General features: G+C 45.7%; 16 protein-coding genes. 2 read left to right on the forward strand and 14 right to left on the reverse strand.

Features of this window, described 5'->3' with window-relative positions:
* Window positions 1-306 precede the first annotated feature (306 nt).
* Window positions 307-1,923 carry an amidohydrolase gene (locus F0342_RS02400; protein WP_188048370.1) on the forward strand — a complete coding sequence of 539 codons (1,617 nt, stop codon included), beginning with the start codon at window positions 307-309 and terminating at the stop codon, window positions 1,921-1,923.
* A 96-nt stretch (window positions 1,924-2,019) separates the two neighbouring features.
* On the opposite strand, the gene F0342_RS02405 is transcribed toward F0342_RS02400, so the two are convergent.
* Genes F0342_RS02405 through F0342_RS02415 form a run of 3 tightly spaced genes read right to left on the reverse strand, consistent with a single transcriptional unit; the run spans window position 2,020 to window position 5,736 of the window.
* Window positions 2,020-3,153: a DEAD/DEAH box helicase gene (locus F0342_RS02405; RefSeq protein ID WP_149154448.1), complete on the reverse strand. Its 1,134-nt coding sequence runs from the start codon at window positions 3,151-3,153 to the stop codon at window positions 2,020-2,022.
* A 15-nt stretch (window positions 3,154-3,168) separates the two neighbouring features.
* Entirely contained in the window at window positions 3,169-4,515 is a 1,347-nt protein-coding gene (locus F0342_RS02410) for an ATP-binding protein (RefSeq protein WP_262481603.1), read from the reverse strand.
* A gap of 60 nt (window positions 4,516-4,575) precedes the next feature.
* The gene (locus F0342_RS02415; RefSeq protein ID WP_262481604.1) at window positions 4,576-5,736 is read right to left on the reverse strand and encodes a cation:proton antiporter; all 1,161 of its coding nucleotides are present in this window, start codon (window positions 5,734-5,736) and stop codon (window positions 4,576-4,578) included.
* 182 nt (window positions 5,737-5,918) lie between these two features.
* Between F0342_RS02415 and F0342_RS02420 the strand changes: the two genes are divergently transcribed.
* A complete protein-coding gene (locus F0342_RS02420) occupies window positions 5,919-6,224 on the forward strand; it encodes an AbrB/MazE/SpoVT family DNA-binding domain-containing protein (RefSeq protein ID WP_262481605.1) in 306 nt (101 codons plus the stop codon).
* A gap of 53 nt (window positions 6,225-6,277) precedes the next feature.
* Here F0342_RS02420 and thrB read toward each other — a convergent pair whose 3' ends face one another.
* The 11 genes from thrB to ilvB all read right to left on the reverse strand — a co-directional run bounded on the left by thrB (window position 6,278) and on the right by ilvB (window position 19,182).
* Window positions 6,278-7,213 carry a homoserine kinase gene (thrB, locus tag F0342_RS02425; RefSeq protein ID WP_149154450.1) on the reverse strand — a complete coding sequence of 312 codons (936 nt, stop codon included), beginning with the start codon at window positions 7,211-7,213 and terminating at the stop codon, window positions 6,278-6,280.
* Window positions 7,210-8,271 carry a threonine synthase gene (gene thrC, locus F0342_RS02430; protein WP_149154451.1) on the reverse strand — a complete coding sequence of 354 codons (1,062 nt, stop codon included), beginning with the start codon at window positions 8,269-8,271 and terminating at the stop codon, window positions 7,210-7,212. The genes thrB and thrC overlap by 4 nt, the downstream gene beginning before the upstream one ends.
* Window positions 8,268-9,566 (reverse strand): homoserine dehydrogenase, encoded by a 1,299-nt coding sequence (locus F0342_RS02435; RefSeq protein WP_149154452.1) that lies wholly within the window; start codon window positions 9,564-9,566, stop codon window positions 8,268-8,270. Before F0342_RS02435 ends, thrC begins: the two co-directional genes overlap by 4 nt.
* A 432-nt stretch (window positions 9,567-9,998) precedes the next feature.
* Window positions 9,999-10,982 (reverse strand): threonine ammonia-lyase, encoded by a 984-nt coding sequence (gene ilvA, locus F0342_RS02440; RefSeq protein WP_262481606.1) that lies wholly within the window; start codon window positions 10,980-10,982, stop codon window positions 9,999-10,001.
* Complete coding sequence (leuD, locus tag F0342_RS02445) at window positions 10,982-11,587, reverse strand: 3-isopropylmalate dehydratase small subunit (RefSeq protein WP_149154453.1); 606 nt, start codon at window positions 11,585-11,587, stop codon at window positions 10,982-10,984. The genes ilvA and leuD overlap by 1 nt, the downstream gene beginning before the upstream one ends.
* Before the next feature lie 11 nt (window positions 11,588-11,598).
* Complete coding sequence (gene leuC / locus F0342_RS02450) at window positions 11,599-13,014, reverse strand: 3-isopropylmalate dehydratase large subunit (protein WP_149154454.1); 1,416 nt, start codon at window positions 13,012-13,014, stop codon at window positions 11,599-11,601.
* Between the two features lie 111 nt (window positions 13,015-13,125).
* Window positions 13,126-14,238: a 3-isopropylmalate dehydrogenase gene (gene leuB / locus F0342_RS02455; protein WP_149154455.1), complete on the reverse strand. Its 1,113-nt coding sequence runs from the start codon at window positions 14,236-14,238 to the stop codon at window positions 13,126-13,128.
* A 62-nt stretch (window positions 14,239-14,300) separates the two neighbouring features.
* Window positions 14,301-15,854: a 2-isopropylmalate synthase gene (locus F0342_RS02460; protein ID WP_149154456.1), complete on the reverse strand. Its 1,554-nt coding sequence runs from the start codon at window positions 15,852-15,854 to the stop codon at window positions 14,301-14,303.
* Entirely contained in the window at window positions 15,841-16,872 is a 1,032-nt protein-coding gene (gene ilvC, locus F0342_RS02465) for a ketol-acid reductoisomerase (RefSeq protein ID WP_149154457.1), read from the reverse strand. Before ilvC ends, F0342_RS02460 begins: the two co-directional genes overlap by 14 nt.
* Before the next feature lie 67 nt (window positions 16,873-16,939).
* Complete coding sequence (gene ilvN / locus F0342_RS02470; RefSeq protein WP_044339131.1) at window positions 16,940-17,464, reverse strand: acetolactate synthase small subunit; 525 nt, start codon at window positions 17,462-17,464, stop codon at window positions 16,940-16,942.
* Entirely contained in the window at window positions 17,461-19,182 is a 1,722-nt protein-coding gene (ilvB, locus tag F0342_RS02475) for an acetolactate synthase large subunit (protein ID WP_149154458.1), read from the reverse strand. Before ilvB ends, ilvN begins: the two co-directional genes overlap by 4 nt.
* Window positions 19,183-19,295: the final 113 nt, after the last annotated feature.

Consider the following 19,295-nt stretch of genomic DNA (forward strand, 5'->3'; position numbering starts at 1 on the left):
GATGCTCCTGCGGGAATAGCTGGACAGTACGAAAAGCGCAGGCGGCTTGATCAGCCCCGACAAGCATAAGATAAATGGGCCGGGAAGGTGCTCTTCGCCTTCTTGGACCATTTATCCTATGACCTTGAGGAGCTAGCCGACGGAGCTAGACAGGTGAGACCCCGGAGGCGTGCCGAGGAGGCTCACCGCCAGCCCCGCGGAAAGCGAGCATCCTGTAGCGGAAATCAACTACTACTTTCTTCCTTAAGATAGCAACAAACTTTGCGAAAAGAGCCCTTTAATAAGCTGAAAAGGATTGGAGAAGCGATGTTGGATCATAAAGCTCATAAAATCATTGTAAGTAAAGCTATATTTACCGGAAATGCTTTGTCCCCCTTTGATGGGTTCGTGGCTGTTCGGGATGACAGTATTATTGGAGTTGGTCCCCGCTCAGAGATGGAAAGCTTTACAGGACCGTCGACAGAAACATGGGATGTTGGAAACCGCCTGGTGACGGCAGGATTTCATGACTTTCATCTTCATTTGTTTTTAGGGGCAATGTTCGAGGGGTTCTGTCAGCTGACATTCGGCTATTCAGAAGAAGCTACAGCGAAAATGGTTGCGCAGTTTGCAAAGGAACACCCGAACGATGAATGGGTCCTTGGATTCGGCTGGCATCATGTGCGCTGGCCAGGTCAGGCTATTCCCTCCCGTCACTCTCTGGATCAGTACATTCCCCACCGTCCCGTTGTGCTTCTGAATGAAGAAGCTCATAGTGCTTGGCTGAATACAGCTGCTCTTCAGAAATTAGGAATTCACCGTGATACACCCGAGCCTCCTTTTGGAAAGATTGAAAAAGACGATCATGGGGAGCCGACCGGCTTTTTGTATGAGACGGCTGTTCAGTATGTCATTGAAGCTTTTTCGTTTGATGAAAAAGTGAAAACCAGGCTGATGAACGGGATGTTGGAAAAGACTTCATCCTACGGCATAACCTCTGTTTCTGACATGCTTCCTCTTCCCGGATATACTTTAGGGGATCCAGCTTTTTATAGGACCTTTGAGGAAAAAGGAACACTGACGACGAGAATTCATTTTTTGGATGTTTTGGACGGAAACCTTGAGCGTGGTATTCAATTCCGGGAAAAGTATCAATCCGATAAGCTTCAATTTTCCGGCTTGAAGCAGTTCCTGGATGGTGTCCCCCTCACCTATACCGGCTTTTTACTTCAGCCGTACTATGACCGTCCTTCTGAAGCAGGCGGCACCATCTATGATCCTCTTGTGTACCAAGAATGGATTGATGCTGCTGACCGGGAAGGTTTCAGGATCCGCCTACACGCATGTGGAGACGCAGCGGTCCGGTTGGGCCTGGATTTGTATGAGCAGGCCCGAAGTGTAAATGGCATGCGGGATTCCCGCCATACAATCGAGCATATTGAAGTTTGCGATCCAAGTGACTTCGATCGGTTTGAGGAGTTAGGCGTCATTGCATCCATTCAGCCTGAACACCTGACATCAGGGTCCATGGATACCCATGCCTATTTAGACAGGCTGGGTCCTGGGAGGGCTCGCTTCACCTGGCCAATTGGATCCTTGCAGAATCATAAGGCCAGTATCGCCTTCGGAACGGACTTTCCGATTGTAGACTTGAACCCCATGCTTGGTCTTTACCGGGCGATTACACGTAAACATGAAGACGGCACACCACATGGAGGATGGAACCCTTACGAAAAAATCTCAATGGCACATGCTCTGATGCATTACACGAAATCCCCTGCTTACGGTAACTTTAGAGAACACGACTTAGGAACCATCGAAGTTGGAAAGAAAGCGGATTTAGTCGTCTTAGACCGGAATTTATTTGAAGTAGAATCAGAGGAAATGCTGGAGACTGGTGTTTGGATGACCATCATGGATGGAAATGTCGAGTATGAAAGATAAGGTTAAAATTTGGGATGGGTAGACATCACCAATTCCAGAGCCAAAAAACAGAGGTCCGTCCCTCAAAAACTGGGGACGGACCTCTCACTATTCATCTTATTTTTGTTCTGGTGCTTGTAGTCCCCCGCCTCGAATGGTTTTTTCTTGGAATGGGAGGTTGAGTTCTTTGCTCAGTTTCTCGAGGAAGCTCAGTTCGCGTTTGGATACGAGGCAGATGACGGTCCCTTCCGCTCCCATGCGCCCGGTTCTTCCTGAGCGGTGAATGTATTGTTTCGTATCGCTTGGGAAGTCGTAATGGACAACGTGTGTGACGTCTGTGATATCAAGTCCACGTGCTGCAACGTCTGTTGTCAGAAGCATGGACACTTTCCCTGATCGGAAGCGGTCCAGTGATTGCTTACGCTCCATCTTGTTTGATTCCCCTGCCAATACTTCCAGTTCGACTCCCTTATATTTCAGTTTTTCTTCTATTTCAGAGAGTTTTTCCAGTTGATTGAAAAATACAAGGGCCTTGATTCCTTTGAAGTATGAGATGCTTCTTAGAGCTTCCATTTTATCTCTCAGCTCGCTGTACACATACACATGATCCACTTTCGGGTTATCAAGGTTCGCTTCCATTTTGACGATTTCATGGTTTTGCAATAGTGATTCCGCTACGTTCTCGGTTTCGTCTGATAAAGTGGCCGAGAAGAATAGAACCTGACGCTCTTTTAAAGTAGCTTTAATAATATCCTTTACCTCACGGATGTGTTCTGAAGAAATCATTAAGTCGAACTCATCGACGACGATGGTTTTCACTTCATGCATCTTCAGCTTTTTCATTTTCATCAATTCGATCAAGCGACCTGTTGTTCCCACTACAATATGTGGCTTTTTCTTCAGCTTCTCTACTTGCTTTTTAATGTTTGCTCCTCCAATGAAGGCAGCACTCGTGACGTCGGTTCCCTTCGCCCATTTCTGGATTTCCTGGTGGATTTGCATGACAAGCTCTCTTGATGGAGCAAGTATCACAGCTTGAGCCTGTTTTCTTGATGGATCAATGGCTTGGATGATTGGAAGTAGATACGCCAACGTTTTCCCTGTTCCGGTCGGTGATTCACAAACAACATCTTTCCCTTCCATAATGAGAGGTACCACACGCTCCTGTACAGGAGTTAAAGAAGTGAATCCTGATTCTTCCCAGTTTTTTTGGATTGATGGGGTATTGATAATGGTTGAAATTGAGTTCATGCTATGTGTCCTTTCTTAATCGGCAGAGGCAGCAGGAATCTCTTCGTCCACGATTGGCAAGCTGATTTCCACTGCGGTTCCTTTTTCTTTTTCACTTTGAAAGTGTATATGTCCTTTATGTCGTTCAATGATCTTTTGACAGACGGCCAGTCCCAGACCCGTTCCTTTTTCTTTCGTTGAATAGAATGGTTCTCCAAGATGGCCGATTCTTTCCGGTTCCATGCCTACTCCGTTATCCGCCACTACAACATGGGCATCATCGCCTCGGGTGACCAATGTAATCGAAACATTTCCATCCTTGTTATCAGGTATGGATTCAACTGCATTTTTAATAATGTTAATGAACACCTGTTTGAGTTGATTTCCTTCACCCAATACGTACAGGGGCTTTTCCGCCAGGTTTTTATATTGAATAGATACATTATCTAGATGAGCCTGTGCTTCCATCAGCACCAGTACTTGTTTCAGAATATCATCCAGTTTTTCACGACGCAGATCGAACTCCTGCTGTTTACCCAGTATCAGCATCTCCCCTGAGATCAAGTCAATCCGATCGACTTCAGAGAGCATGATATCCAAATGATCATGGTTGATTCGATTACTGATTTGCATAAGCTGGATGAACCCTTTAAGGGATGTAAGGGGATTGCGGATTTCATGTGCGACAGCCGCAGCCAGTTGGCCAATGACAGAAAGCTTTTCGGATGCTATCACCATTTCTTCATTTTCCCGATGAAGGGTGATATCCCTTGCAATGGCGAATATACCCGTCACTTTTCGATTAACAATAATCGGTACAAGTGAACAACGCAGTATTTTCCGGTTGTTATTGGCTAAATGAATGGTCGTTTCAAAGGTTGACGCCCAGCCTTTGAAGGTTTGGAAGAAGTACTCCGTTACTCTTTTCATCTCGACTTCATCCAAAAATTTACTGAATTTCACTTCTTTCAACTGTTCATGAGTTGATTCCAGTAATCCTTCAGCTTCAGAGTTCACAGATACCACATTGCCATCCAGGCTAAGTTCTAAGACAGCATCCGGATTTTGTTCAAATAGAGAATGATAATGCTGATTTCTGATTTGAAGCTGTTTCTCTTTTTTCTTCAACTTTTCATTTGAGATTATTAATTCATTGGTTCTTCGATACACTAATAAAAAAATGATCATACCTGTTACAAGTGTAAATAACCAGCCTTTATAGCGCTGAAAATAAATATACATGCTGAGTTTTTCATGAGCAATGATCATGGAAAAGTAGTCGGATAATACAATCCACAGGATGCCTAATAGCACATAGGTGACGGAAATTTTCAAGGCAATGTCTTTTGCTTGTTTCATCGTTGAGAGTTCACCTAAATTCAAAATAGTCTTTCTCCTATGGTTTCTCAGTTCTTACCAATTTATCATAAATTCTTTGAAGACTTATTTTCCTTTCAGGAAGAAAGTCGTCAAAGGGTAAATTCCTATGCTTTGTATGATGAGAGAAAGCAGAATGACTCCAAATGTCAATGAATGGAGCAGTTGAGGCCCTTGTCCATCTATACTTAGTAATAAGGCGACAGACATAGTCCCTTTAATACCGGACCAAGTTAATATGAATACTTCCTTCCATCCGTACGTTTTTCTCCAAGTTTTTTTCATTTTGACAACACCAATAATAATAACATAGCGAACCACCAAGGAGAGAATAAATAAGAAGAAGATCCACCCGATTAATGAGAAAGACAAATACTGTGTCGCCTGGATCCCTATTAATAGGAATAAAAAGGTTAGAATGGTCGGTTCCATGACGGTCCAGAAACCATCCAGATCCTTTCTAAAATGATGTTCTTTAATTGTTCTTCCGTATTCATACGAAAGCATGATCCCTGAGAATACAGTAGCCAGTACGCCTGAGACACCAAGCTCTTCCCCTATGTAAAAGGTTCCATAAGCAAGAATGATGCTAAGCATGATCTGGTATCTGGAATCAGTTGTGAAGTAGATGGCTTTACTCGCCAGCCAACCGAGTGACACACCAATTGCGATTCCTCCTAAGGAAACCAATAGAAATTCCAAAAGAAAAGAAGGCACTGAAATGGATTCTTCCCCAAAGTAGACTCCTGCCACAACTGTAAAGAGCACGATGCTTGTGCCATCATTGATCATTGACTCACCTTCTACAACATCTGCTATGTCCTGATGATTGGAAGATTCCTTTAATATAGACACAACAGAAACAGGATCCGTAGGCGTCAGGATCGTTGCGATTAATAGAGCCTCTACATACGAAATGGAAAGCCACGGATGCAAACCGTAATAAAAAAGCAGGCTCATCAAAACGGTCGTAATGATAATCCCCACTGTACTAAGGATAGAAATGATTCCAACATGCTTTTTTAAGGCTTTAGTTGAAAATTGATATGCAGAAATAAATAATAAGGATGGCAGAAACCATTCAAAGATAATATCTTTCGTTAAGTTGACGTCAGAAAAAACAGGTACGAACGACAGCCCTATTCCAAACAGAAGTAAAACTACTGGAACAGGAACATTCTTTTTCTTTTTATCAATGGTAAAAACACTGTAGCCGATTACAAGCAAAAACAGAATTTGGATTGGATTGATGATTCACACCTCCAAAATAGGGTTCATACCTTTTTATTTCACTGAACCCCCTCTCATTAAACGCATCACAACCTTTTTCCTGTTTTTTCAAAATTGCGTTTATTTTTCATGGAAGAGGAAATAAGAGAAGCAATGATAGTGAAGGCAGGTGATGCAACATGTTGGGCACGGAGTATGGTAGCAAAACATTCAGTAAAAGCGGTACGATTACCCTCCCACACAAATGGCGAGAACGGTTTGGACTGGTTCCAGGAAAACTTGCAGAACTCGTCTACCAAAACAACTGTATATATATTAAGCGAGCTGTCAAAGAATCTACTAATAACAAGCGCTACGTCTCAGAAAAAGGAACCGTCCACATCCCAAAAGAACTCCGAGAAGAAATGGGCATGACCCATCAATCATCCTACTACCTGATCGTAAATGAAACAGAAAATTATTTTATGATTTCAAAAGAAAAATAACAATACGAACCAAGCTTTCACCTCCACCAAACAAGGTCCGTCCCTCGCATGTTTCAAAGCGACGAGGGACGGACCTTTGGTTGTTCGATGGTGATGCTGCTTCCTGATGGGGAGATGGATAATTTGCGGACGTTCATGCTTGGGAAGGACTGTTCCAGCTGACGTGAGAGCCATTCACTTGCTTCCCGTTCTACAAAGCAGGCGATCGTCGGCCCGGCACCACTTAAGGCGACACCGAATGCCCCGAAGCGTCCCGCTACCTCTTCTACTGCATCGTAGTGAGGAAGCAGCTTTCTTCGGTGGGGCTGATGATACCTGTCTCGCTTCATCATTTTCCCAACAGTTTCCCAATCTCCTGTTAGAAATGCCGCCACCAGTACGTTTGAAATCGCTCCGGCTTCCACGGATTCTTCAAAGGAAAGACTCTCTGGGAGTACATTTCGGGAATCCGATGTTTTCAGTTCAGCTTTAGGAATCACGCACACCACATCAACGGGAAGATTAGGAACCGATAAAAGACTCACACCCTTATCATGTTGACAGCTGACCACAAACCCGCCATATAGTGATGCTCCCACGTTATCTGGATGACCTTCAAATCGATTTGCAAGTGCCAGTTTCTTTTCCTGTGTCAGATTCAGCTCACACAGGGCATTGGCAAGCTCAATGCCAGCCACAACCGCTGCTGCGCTGGAGCCTAACCCTCTCGTTAACGGAATGTCACTCGACACGTAGAGGTGACAAGGAGACGGCTTCTTACCATAGTCATCTGCCACCTCTTTCACGACCTCTACTATAAAATGTGTCTCATCAGTCGGAAAGACCTCCAGGGCAGAAGAAAGGGGGATCACTTGCCAATCTTCTGCTTCATGTACCTCAACGGTTAAAAATACATTTAACGCCAAGCCCAGAGAATCAAATCCAGCTCCTAAATTGGCTGTGCTTCCAGGGACAATGATTTTCCAGGAGCGGGGGTCACGTCTTTTCATACGCCAATGGTCCCTTTAATATAGTCCTTCACCATTTCACGATCGTTTGGCAATTTCACTGGAGTAACCGGACTGCATTCCATGGCCGTAACCGGATCCTTTAAGCCATTACCTGTCAGCACCGCCACTACTTTTGACCCTTCTTTGATCAACCCTTTATCCAATGATTTCTTTAAGCCTGCAATGGATGCACATGAAGCGGGCTCGGCAAAAATTCCTTCTTTACTTGCAAGCTGCTGATAGGCTTCAAGAATTTCGTCATCGGTTACTTCGTCAATATGTCCGTTTGATTCTTTCAACGCGTCGATTGCTAATGTCCAGCTTGCCGGGTTCCCGATTCGGATCGCAGTGGCAATCGTTTCAGGATGAGGAAACACCCTGTCATGGACCAGAGCTGCTGCTCCCGACGCTTCAAAACCAAACATTCGTGGTAAATTTGAAGCTTTGAACTCATGATATTCTTTGAATCCTTTCCAGTATGCCGAAATATTTCCCGCATTACCGACAGGGATCGCAAGCACATCAGGGGCCTCACCCAACCCTTCGATGACTTCAAAAGCTGCTGTTTTCTGTCCTTCCAAACGATACGGATTCACTGAATTCACAAGAGTGACAGATTCGGTTTTACTCAACTCACGGACGATTTCGAGGGCTTCATCAAAATTCCCTTCGATGGAAATGATTTCGGCACCATACATGACAGCTTGAGCCAATTTCCCTTGAGCAATTTTCCCCTCGGGGATGACCACGATACATTTGATTCCTGCCCTCGCTGCATAGGCTGCTGCTGAAGCAGAGGTATTTCCGGTAGAGGCGCAAATGACCGTCGAACTCCCTGATTCCACTGCTTTGGCAACGGCGAGAACCATTCCGCGATCTTTAAATGAGCCGGTAGGGTTTGCTCCCTCTACCTTTGCATACAACTCGATACCCCATTCACGGGACAGCGTTTTTAATTCAACCAAGGGAGTATTTCCTTCATTTAACGTTAATAGAGGAGTGTCATCATTTAATGGAAGATGCTCCCCGTACTGCTCCAGTAACCCTTTCCATCTCATCCTTTGTCTCCTCCTTCTACACGGTATGAGCTTTCAATCGAATGAACCGCTTCATAATCCTTCAGCTCCATCAAAATGTCTACGTAATGATCAAGAGATGCTTTATGAGTCACAAGGACAATTTCAGCAAACTCTTCACTTTCTAACGGATTCTGCAGAATCTTCTCGAAGCTGACGCCGTGATTCGAGAAGATGGAAGTGAGTTTTGCTAAAACGCCTACTTCATCCTGAACGTGCAGACGCAAGAAATATTTTGAATGAATTTCATTTCGTTCTTTTAACTTTTTAGGGAATTGGGGGTTCACCGCACTCTTACCCGTGACTCCCAATCTCATATTCTTCATTATTCCTACCATATCTGATACGACGGCTGTAGCAGTTGGAAGACTTCCTGCTCCGGGACCGTAAAACATCGTTTCACCAACCGCTTCCCCGTATACGTATACTGCGTTATATTCATCATGAACCGATGCGAGTGGATGCTCATTTTGAAGCAGTGTGGGCTCCACGCTCACTTCAACCTTCTCTCCTTCACGGTGAGCATAACCGATGAGCTTCATTGTATATCCGAATTGATCGGCATATTGGATGTCATCACCCGTCACTTCCGTAATACCTTTCACCTTCACATCGGCTAAATCTACGTTCATGGAAAACCCTAACGTTGAAAGGATCGCCATCTTTCTCGCTGCATCCAAGCCGCCTACATCTGCCGTCGGATCCGCTTCAGCATAACCTAACTCCTGGGCTTCCTTGAGAACATCATCGAAGGTCCGTCCCTCTTTCGTCATCTTTGTCAGTATGAAATTCGTCGTTCCGTTGACGATTCCCATCATTTTCGTGATGCGATCGGAGGCGAGGCCATCTACTAAGCTTCTTAAAATTGGGATTCCCCCTGCAACACTTGCTTCGTAGAATAGGTCACAGCCGTTTTCTGATGCTACCCTTAGTAACTCCGGTCCGTGAAGGGCCATAAGATCCTTGTTTGCCGTTACGACATGCTTCTTCTGGTGCAGAGCATGGAGGAGATGTTCCTTCGTCGCTTCTATGCCTCCCATTACCTCGACCACAATATCAATTTCAGGATCAAACAGGACTTCCTCAGGATTTAAGGTCAGTATGCTGTTTTCCATTTCCAGTCCTCTATCTTTCTCTAAATCCTGAACAAGGGCTTTTTTCACCTTCACAGGGCAGCCGATTTGATGGGATAGTTTATCCTGATGATTCTCTACAATCTTCACCACTCCTGCTCCCACCGTTCCGAGTCCTAAAAGTCCGATTGAAATTGATTCCATAAGCCGAAAACCTCCATTTGTATATTTCTTATGTACATTTGTTCTTCTATAGTGGACATTATAGTAGAAAAAATTACCTATTACAATAGGTAATTACGTATTTTCAGAATGTAAGAGCTTTCAATTCTGATAGATTAATAGCTTGATTTTCTTAAAAATCTTTCTATTTTTACTCTTTTGTGACATGAACAGTGTTTTCGTAGGGAACTTCAGGAAAATTTGTGCTGATTTTGCACACTTTAGAGTACTATCCCTCGGTTGTCGTGCCACTTTTGAGAAAACTTGTGCCACTTTCGGGGGGTGTTGTGCCACTTTCCACCAAACTTGTGCCACTTTCCAACTTTGTTGCTCCAAATTGTGAACAAAATAAAAACACCTATTAATAACAGAGGACCGCTCCTAACTAACACGCAGTTAAGAGCCGTCCTTCTTTTACACAATATGATGCAGCTGTCTAGCCATTTTGGATAGATCGCGGTACACGGGGATCTTGCTTGGATCGGCATTTCCGCCACTGATGACACAGCCGACTTTCTTTCCTTGCACCTTGACCTTTTGGCACATGGCTGCCGCTAAGGATGCTGCTCCCGCTCCTTCAACCAGCGTTTTTTCCCGTTGAAGCATAAACATGATGCTATAGGAGATTTCTTCATCCGTGACCGTGACCATATCGTCTACGTACTCCCGGATGATCGGAAACGTGAGCTCTCCAGGCTTCTTGACGAGAATCCCGTCTGCAATGGTGTGCACATGCTCCAGGGATCCTTTGTTTCTACCTGTAAAAAAGTTATACGTAGCCGGGGCTCCCAGTGCCTGTACGCCGACGATTTGCACTCGGGGGTTAAAGGCTTTTACGGCCAGTGCCATTCCGGCCAACAGACCGCCTCCGCCAACAGGTACCAGGATCATGTCTAAATCACTGAGTTGCTGAAGCATTTCCAGTGCGACTGTCCCTTGCCCAGCCATCACTTTATGATCATCAAATGCATGAACATACGTTGAGCCATTTCTGATTTTCTCTTCAAGTGCTGCCCCGTAGGCTTCCTGATAGGTGTCTCCAGTCAGGACAATTTCAGCTCCGTAATGTTTCGTTGCCGCTATTTTTGTGGAAGGTGTTCGTTTCGGCATGAAGATTTTCGACGGAACTCCGCGCAGGGATGAAGCCAGTGCCACACCTTGGGCATGATTTCCTGCAGATGCGGCAATGATGCCTCTACCTGCTTCTTCTTCAGACAATGACATGATTTTATTCATTGCGCCTCTTACTTTGAAGGAACCTGTTCGTTGCAGGTTCTCCATTTTCAAATAGATCTCTCCACCAGTGAACGTATTCAGCGTCGATGATTGCTTTAACGGTGTTCGATGCACCTGATGACTGATTCTTTCCATTGCCTCTACAACTTCAGTGTTATCCATTAAATTCCCAAGCCACTCACCTCATAATTTTTTTCATATTCTTCAATATCTTTTCCGTAATGCAAAGTTAAATCGATCTCATCCAGCCCTTTCAAAAGCATCGTTTTCCAGTATGGATCAATTTCAAAAGAGACATGAAGGCCTTCCGAGTCGCAAATCGTCTGATGCTCAAGGGACACTTCCATTTTATATAAATCTACATGGCTCTCATTTCTTAAAAGAGCATCCACTGTTTTTTCTTCCAGCTGAATGGGCAGGATCCCATTCTTCAAACAGTTGTTATAAAAAATATCTGCAAAGCTTTTGGCGATGATTACTTTAAACCCATAATCTTGAAGGGCCCACGGAGCGTGCTCCCTCGAAGATCCACACCCAAAGTTCTTTCCACCGAGGAGAACCTCGGCATCTTGATATTGAGGTGTGTCTAATAAGAAATCTTCTCTTAGCGACTTCCCATCGTCTTCAAACCTCCAATGATAAAACAAGTACTGACCAAAGCCTTTTCGCTCAATTCTTTTTAAAAACTGTTTTGGTATGATTTGATCCGTGTCCACATTGTCTCTTCTTAGTGGAAACACTTTTCCTTTAACATGATTGATTGCCACCTTCTCACCTCCTATGAAACCGGCATTTTTTCAAGTTTTCGTACATCTGTCAGTTTTCCGGTCACGGCAGCCGCAGCGGCCATGGATGGGCTGAGAAGATGGGTTCTTGATCCGTTTCCTTGCCGGCCTTCAAAGTTTCTGTTGGAAGTGGATGCACAGCGTTTGCCTGGGGGCACGATATCATCATTCATGGCTAGGCACATGCTGCAACCTGCTTCCCTCCACTGGAATCCTGCTTCTTTAAAAATGGTATCCAAGCCTTGCTCTTCAGCCTCTTTCTTCACTTTAAACGAGCCCGGAACAACCAAAGCGGTTATGCCCTGCTTTACAGTATGACCTTTCACCACCTCAGCAGCTGCCCTCAAGTCACTCAGACGAGAATTCGTACACGAGCCAATAAACACATAATCCACCTCTATGTCCTCAATTCTCATTCCCGCCTCGAGCCCCATATAATGGATCGCCCTCCCAACCCCTTCTCTTTCAGAAGGATCTGCGTACTGTTCCGGATGAGGGACGGACCTTGAAATAGATGCGCCCATCCCTGGATTGGTTCCCCATGTTACATGAGGCTCAATTTCTTCACCTTTCACCTCAATTTTGTGATCATAAGCGGCGTCCTCATCACTCGTCAGCGATCTCCACTCTTCTTTACATTGTTCATATGATTTATGCTTCGGCAGATGCTCCCGACCTTCTAAATATGCGAAGGTCGTCTCGTCGGGACTGATTAATCCCGCTTTGGCTCCTGCTTCAATGCTCATATTACAGACGGTCATTCTTTCTTCCATGGATAAATTGCGGATCACGTCACCGGTGAATTCGATGACATATCCGGTTCCAAATCCTACCCCGTAAGTAGAAATGATGTTTAAGATCACATCTTTCGCTGTGACACCGAATCCCAGCTCTCCCGATACTTCCACTTGAAGGGTTTTCGGCTTCGATTGCCAGAGGGTTTGAGTTGCTAAAACATGCTCCACTTCACTCGTACCGATCCCGAAGGCCAGTGCTCCGAAGGCCCCGTGGGTTGAGGTATGACTATCTCCGCAAACAATGGTTTTCCCTGGCTGCGTCAAGCCGAGCTCAGGACCGATGACGTGGACAATCCCTTGATCAGGGTGGTGAATATCGGCAAGAGTGACACCAAATTCTGAGCAATTTTTCTTTAACGTATCCATTTGCAGTCGTGCGATTTCATCTCTGATGATGTGGCGCTCTCTTGTAGGTACATTGTGATCCATCGTGGCATAGGTTAAATCCGGTCTCCGCACCTTGCGATTCTTTAAGCGCAGCCCTTCAAATGCTTGGGGAGACGTAACTTCATGTACAAGGTGCAAATCAATATACAGTAAATCCGGCTTTCCCTTTTCTCTATGCACGATATGTTTTTCCCATATCTTTTCGACGATATTTTTCCCTGCCATGAACTCCCTCCTGGTTTGGTAAGATTTTTATTCAGTTAAGACTGTATTGGTAAAATTGTTGCTGAATGAGTAGTGGTTGATTTCCACTGATACATTCCAATCAAATCTATCTTATAAATAAGCCGCCAAGATTGAAGACAGCGCATGATCCGCTTCTAAGCGCTCTACAACCAGCTGGCTCATGGCACCGGTCCCAACTACGGTTCCGCGTCCCATGGTCCAAAGGTCTCCTGTACGGTAGCCTGCGTTCAGGACTTCCTGAACGGCCATTTCGATCATTTCAGCCTCTTCTTTTAAGCCGAAGGAATGTCTAAGCATCATGGCAACCGATAGAATCATAGCCAGTGGATTGGCTTTTCCTTTTCCGGCGATATCGGGTGCAGATCCGTGTACAGGTTCGTAAAGCCCGAAGGAGTCTCCTCTTAAACTGGCGGAAGGAAGCATTCCCAGTGAGCCTGTGATCATGGAGGCTTCATCACTCAGGATATCCCCGAACATATTCTCAGTCACCAGCACATCGAATTGCTTCGGCTGATACATCAGCTTCATGGCAGCAACATCAACCAGCATATGTTCCACTTCAACATCCGGGTATTCCTGAGCCACTTCATTCACGACCTCGCGCCACATTCGACTTGTTTCTAAGACATTTGCCTTGTCGACGGACGTTAATTTCTTCTTGCGTTTCTGAGCCAGCTTGAATGCTTTATGAACGATTCGTTCGATTTCACTTTTTTCATATACAAGGGTATCAACTGCAACTTCGTCTCGCTTCCCTTGACGACCGGACGGCTGACCGAAGTACAATCCTCCTGTCAGTTCCCTGACAATCACCAAATCTACTTCCTCTACAATCTCCCGTTTCAGCGGGGATGCACCCAGTAAACTTTCACATGCTTTCACCGGTCTCAGATTCGCGAATAGCCCGAACTCTTTGCGGATCGCCAGGAGACCTTTTTCAGGACGAAGCTCTTTCGGAAGATGCTCCCACTTTGGACCTCCTACAGCTCCTAATAACACGGCGTCACTATCTTTACAAAGCCTGATCGTTTCAGGAGGTAATGGTGTACCGAAGCGATCGACGGCAGACCCGCCGATATGACCTTCCTCGACTTCGAATTCATGACCGAACCAATCACCCACTGCCTTCAGTACTTCTAATGCCCCGTCCATGATCTCTTGACCGATACCGTCTCCTGGTAGTACAGCGATTTTTTTCTTCATTAGAATTACCTCCTGTTTTGGTTAGTTTTATGTGAGAGCCTCGATTTACAAGGCTCTCTGTCTTACAAGCTGGCTTCCACTGCTTCCTTCTCCATGGATTGTGACTTCCGTTGTGCTGATCGATTCACTGCATTAAGGTAAGCCCGAGCTGATGCTTCTAATACATCCTGGGCAGTTCCGCGTCCGCTTGTCTTTTCTCCGTTATATTCGAGTCGGACGTAGACTTCTGCAAGGGCATCCCGGCCCCCACCGACTGAGTTGATCTTGTAATCTAATAATCTAGAAGGACTTGGCAGGATTTTTTCGATCGTATTGTAGATGGCTTCAACACTTCCTGAACCCGTTGAAGCGAGCTGGGTTACACTTCCGTCCTCGAACTTCAATTCGATCGTGGCCGTCGGGATATTGTCCATGCCATATTGAACCTGCATTCTTTCTAATGTAAAGCCGACTCCATCGGCCATTTCCGTTTGCTTATTCGTCAGGATGCTGAAGAGATCTTCATCGACGATTTCCTTCTTCTTATCCGCGAGATCCTTGAATGCATAAAATGCTTCATTAAGCTTCTCGTCTGAAAGTTCAAATCCTAATTCAACCACTTTATTTTTAAAGGCATGACGTCCTGAGTGTTTTCCTAGAACCAGGCGGGTTGCATTCACTCCAATCAGTTCAGGGGTAATGATTTCGTAGGTTGTTTTTTCCTTCAGCATTCCGTCCTGATGAATACCTGATTCATGAGCGAATGCATTATCACCTACAACCGCCTTGTTAGCCGGTACTCTCATCCCCGTCAGTTTACTGACAAGAGAGCTTGTTTTCTTGATTTCATCCAGTTTCAGGCGGGTAGTGGCACCGTAAAAATCTTCCCGGATTCTAAGAGCCACTGCGATCTCTTCCAGAGCTGCATTTCCAGCACGTTCGCCGATCCCATTGATCGTTCCTTCAATTTGATCGGCTCCGTTTTCAATGGCAGCCAGTGAATTGGCTGTCGCCATTCCCAAATCATCATGACAATGAGCCGATAGCTTTACTCCGTCGATATTCGGAACATTTTCTCTTACGTACCGAAACAATTCACCGTATTTATGAGGGGTGATATATCCTACCGTGTCAGGAAGGTTAATGACCGAAGCCCCTGCTGCAATGACTTTCTCCATGATCTTCACCAAGAAATTCAAATCTGTTCGACACGCATCCTCTGCCGACCACTGAACAACCGGGAAAAATTTCTTAGCGTATTGAACGGCCTGAACGGCTGTATCAATAACCTGATCCGGTGACATCTTTAACTTATGGGTCATGTGAATTGGTGAGGTTGCTAGGAACACATGCACTCTTGGTTCCGCCGTACCCTTAAGAGATCCCCAAACCGCATCGATGTCCCGCTGCTGAGCTCGCGCCAGACCTGTTACCGAGCTGTTCTTGACCGTGGAACCGATCCGCTGCACGGCATCGAAGTCTCCTTTTGAAGCTGCAGGAAACCCGGCTTCAATGACGTCCACCCCCAGCCTTTCCAGTTGTCTCGCCACCTCAATCTTTTCAATCGTGTTAAGATTTACTCCTGCTGACTGTTCACCGTCCCGTAGGGTTGTGTCAAAAATCTCAATGGTTCGCACTCGCAACCACTTCCTTTTCTTTAGTAGAAGGTTTCTGAACAAATGGCATCATTTTACGAAGCTCTCTTCCAACGACTTCGATCGGGTGATGACTTTCACGTTGATTGATTGCGTTGAATTCCGGACGGTTCGCCTGGTTTTCCAGGATCCATCCCTTCGCAAATTTTCCTGTTTGGATATCCGTTAATACTTCCTTCATGCGGGCTTTCGTTTCTTCGTTCACCACCCGCGGGCCTGAAACGAAGTCTCCCCATTGAGCCGTGTCTGAGATTGAGAAGCGCATTCCTTCTAATCCTTGCTCATACATCAGGTCAACGATCAGCTTCAATTCATGTAAACACTCGAAATAGGCGACTTCTTTTTGATAACCTGCTTCCACCAGCGTTTCGAATCCTGCTTTTACAAGGGATGTCACCCCTCCACACAGGACTGCCTGTTCACCGAATAGATCGGTTTCCGTTTCCTCCTGGAAGGATGTTTCCAGGATCCCTGCGCGTCCTGCCCCAACACCTTTTGCATACGCAAGGGCAAGTTCTGCGGCATGACCTGAAGCGTCTTGATAAACCCCATAGAGGGCTGGCACTCCGGCACCTTCTTCAAATGTTCTTCTTACCAGGTGTCCCGGTCCTTTAGGAGCTACCAGGAATACATCTACATCTTCCGGTGGAACGACTTGATGGAAATGGATATTAAATCCGTGTGCAAATGCCAGTGCTTTACCTGCGGAAAGGGCCGGCTTGATTTCTGTCTCATACACTTTCGGCTGATGCTCATCCGGCAGGAGAACCATGATGAGGTCCGCCTGTTCACTTGCTTCGCGGACGGAGTAGACATCGAATCCGTCCTTTTCCGCCTGATCCCAGGACTTCCCTTTTCGTAATCCGACTACAACATCAAATCCGCTTTCCTTCAGGTTTTGAGCATGTGCGTGACCCTGTGATCCATAACCGATAACCGCTACCTTTTTCCCTTTTAAAACCTCTTCATTCACATCTCCGTTATAATATACCTTTACCATTTCCCTCATCCTCTCCATTTTTTGAATAATATGTTTTTATGAAGCCTAAATTTTATCGATACAGTTTCTAATTCACGATTGAATATTGTTTTAAATCCGTCACCGATTTACCATTTCCCCTTGCAAATGCCGTGATGCCTGTTCGTGCGATTTCTTTGATTCCGTATGGTCTTAACAGATCGATGATGGCTTCAATTTTGGATGTTTCGCCTGTTACTTGGACGGTTACGCTGTCCCTTGCCACATCAATGATGGCGGCTCTGAAAGGCTCTACGATTCCATTGATTTCAGATCGGGTCTGCCCTGTACTTAACACCTTGATGAGTGCCAGTTCCCTTGCTACTACGCCTTGATCCGTGATGTCGGAGACCTTGAGGACATCAATTTGTTTATGAAGCTGTTTTAAGAGCTGTTCAATTTTGCGATCGTCTTCTACATTGACGACAAACGTCATTCTCGAAATCCCTTCGACTTCTGTGTAGCCTACTGAAATGCTTTCAATGTTGAACTGACGCTTTGTAAACAATCCGGTCACCCGATTCAAGACACCGCTCCGGTTATGAACGAGAGCCGTTACAATCCGTTTCCTCATGGTTTCACTCCTAACATTTCGTGTAATCCCTTCCCTGGAGCTACCATTGGGTAGACATTTTCCTTCGGATTCACCCAGCAATCAATGAGTACCGGTTCATCACTTATTAATGCTTCTTTTAAAACAGAATCCACTTCTTCCTGGGTTTTCACCCGATATCCTTTGATTCCGTATGATTCAGCCAGCTTCACAAAATCAGGCTGGGTGGAGAACACCGATTGGGAGTATCTTTCTTCAAAGAATGTTTCCTGCCACTGTCTCACCATTCCAAGGGTACCGTTATTGAGAAGGACCACTTTCACAGGAAGGTTCAACTCTTTAAGGAGAACAAGTTCTTGGAGAGTCATCTGGAATCCCCCATCTCCTACAAAGGCGACCACTTTACTGTCTGAATTCGCTAACTGAGCTCCGATCGCAGCCGGAAATCCGAATCCCATCGTGCCAAGCCCTCCGGAAGTGACCCAATTATTCGGCTTTTTAAAGGAATAATACTGCGCCGCCCACATTTGATGCTGCCCAACGTCTGTTGTGACAACCGCTTCCCCGTTGGTCATTTCATACACCTGTTCGATGAGGCGTTGAGGTGACAGAACATCGTGGTCCTGGTTATACCAGAAAGGATATTCCCTTTTGTATGACTTGAGATGATGATGCCAGGCATCGAAATCAGGTTTCTCTACCTCATGTCGAAGGATTTTTTCCAGTGCCTGTTTGGCATCGGCTACGATCGGGATCTGCGTTTTGACGTTCTTCCCGATTTCCGCCGGATCGATGTCTATATGGACCACCTTGGCCCGTGGTGCAAAGGTGGCGAGATTCCCTGTCAACCTGTCGTCAAATCGGGCACCGATATTGATGAGCAAGTCACATTCGTGGAGAGCCATATTGCTTGCATAACATCCATGCATCCCTGCCATTCCGAGAAACAACGGGTGATCTGCCGGAAATCCACCTAAACCTAAGAGGGTATGAATCACCGGGATGTCATATTGTTCTGCGAAAATCTTCAGTTCCTCCGTTGCCTTTCCGTGAAGGACTCCTGCCCCGGCCAAGATGACCGGCTGACTGGATACCTTGATGGCTTCCACCAATTTCTTGATTTGAAGTGGATTGGGATAGAAGTTAGGCTGGTACCCCGGTAAGTCCATTTCCGCATCGAGTACCGGATAAGCTTGCTGCAAGGTCAAGTCTTTCGGAATGTCGACAAGTACTGGTCCAGGCCTGCCGGTTGATGCGATATGAAAGGCTTCCTTCACAATCCTCGGTAAGTCTTTAATATCACGCACCTGATAATTATGCTTGGTGATTGGCATCGTAATCCCGACAACGTCCGCTTCCTGAAAAGCATCGGTTCCGATGACCCCGGAAGCCACCTGCCCGGTAAAAATAACTAGAGGCAGTGAGTCCATCATGGCATCGGCAATCCCTGTCACTAAATTCGTTGCTCCCGGTCCTGACGTGGCAATGACCACACCAGGCCTACCTGATACACGGGCATACCCTTCTGCCGCATGGATTGCGCCTTGCTCATGGCGAGCCAGAACGTGCTTGATCGGGGCTTTGTATAGAGCATCGTAAATCGGCAAGACCGCTCCTCCAGGGTACCCAAACAGAATTTCAACCTTTTCCTCCTTCAAAGCTTTCATGAGCATATCAGCACCGTTGACGTTTTCTGTTAGTGTCTGTGAAGCCGGTTCTGCCTCTACCTTCGCTCTCATTGCCTATCTCCTCCTTTTTTTAAAAGCGCAGGCGGCTTGGTCAGGCCCGACAAGCATAAGGCAAGGTCGCTGAAAAGGCGTTCTTTGCCTTTTTGGCGAGATTGACTTATGAC

The sequence above is a fragment of the Bacillus sp. CH30_1T genome (assembly GCF_008364765.1).
GTDB lineage: Bacteria > Bacillota > Bacilli > Bacillales > Bacillaceae_B > Rossellomorea.

What these genes read in the sequence shown, in the direction of transcription:
- ilvN (WP_044339131.1), bottom strand. Translation starts at nt 17,464, where the DNA reads ATGAGGAAACGGATTGTAACGGCTCTCGTTCATAACCGGAGCGGTGTC.
- ilvA (WP_262481606.1), bottom strand. Translation starts at nt 10,982, where the DNA reads ATGGATAACACTGAAGTTGTAGAGGCAATGGAAAGAATCAGTCATCAG.
- F0342_RS02400 (WP_188048370.1), top strand. Translation starts at nt 307, where the DNA reads ATGTTGGATCATAAAGCTCATAAAATCATTGTAAGTAAAGCTATATTT.
- thrC (WP_149154451.1), bottom strand. Translation starts at nt 8,271, where the DNA reads ATGAGATGGAAAGGGTTACTGGAGCAGTACGGGGAGCATCTTCCATTA.
- F0342_RS02435 (WP_149154452.1), bottom strand. Translation starts at nt 9,566, where the DNA reads ATGGAATCAATTTCAATCGGACTTTTAGGACTCGGAACGGTGGGAGCA.
- ilvC (WP_149154457.1), bottom strand. Translation starts at nt 16,872, where the DNA reads ATGGTAAAGGTATATTATAACGGAGATGTGAATGAAGAGGTTTTAAAA.
- leuB (WP_149154455.1), bottom strand. Translation starts at nt 14,238, where the DNA reads ATGAAGAAAAAAATCGCTGTACTACCAGGAGACGGTATCGGTCAAGAG.
- ilvB (WP_149154458.1), bottom strand. Translation starts at nt 19,182, where the DNA reads ATGAGAGCGAAGGTAGAGGCAGAACCGGCTTCACAGACACTAACAGAA.
- F0342_RS02405 (WP_149154448.1), bottom strand. Translation starts at nt 3,153, where the DNA reads ATGAACTCAATTTCAACCATTATCAATACCCCATCAATCCAAAAAAAC.
- leuC (WP_149154454.1), bottom strand. Translation starts at nt 13,014, where the DNA reads ATGGCAGGGAAAAATATCGTCGAAAAGATATGGGAAAAACATATCGTG.
- thrB (WP_149154450.1), bottom strand. Translation starts at nt 7,213, where the DNA reads ATGAAAAGACGTGACCCCCGCTCCTGGAAAATCATTGTCCCTGGAAGC.
- F0342_RS02420 (WP_262481605.1), top strand. Translation starts at nt 5,919, where the DNA reads ATGTTGGGCACGGAGTATGGTAGCAAAACATTCAGTAAAAGCGGTACG.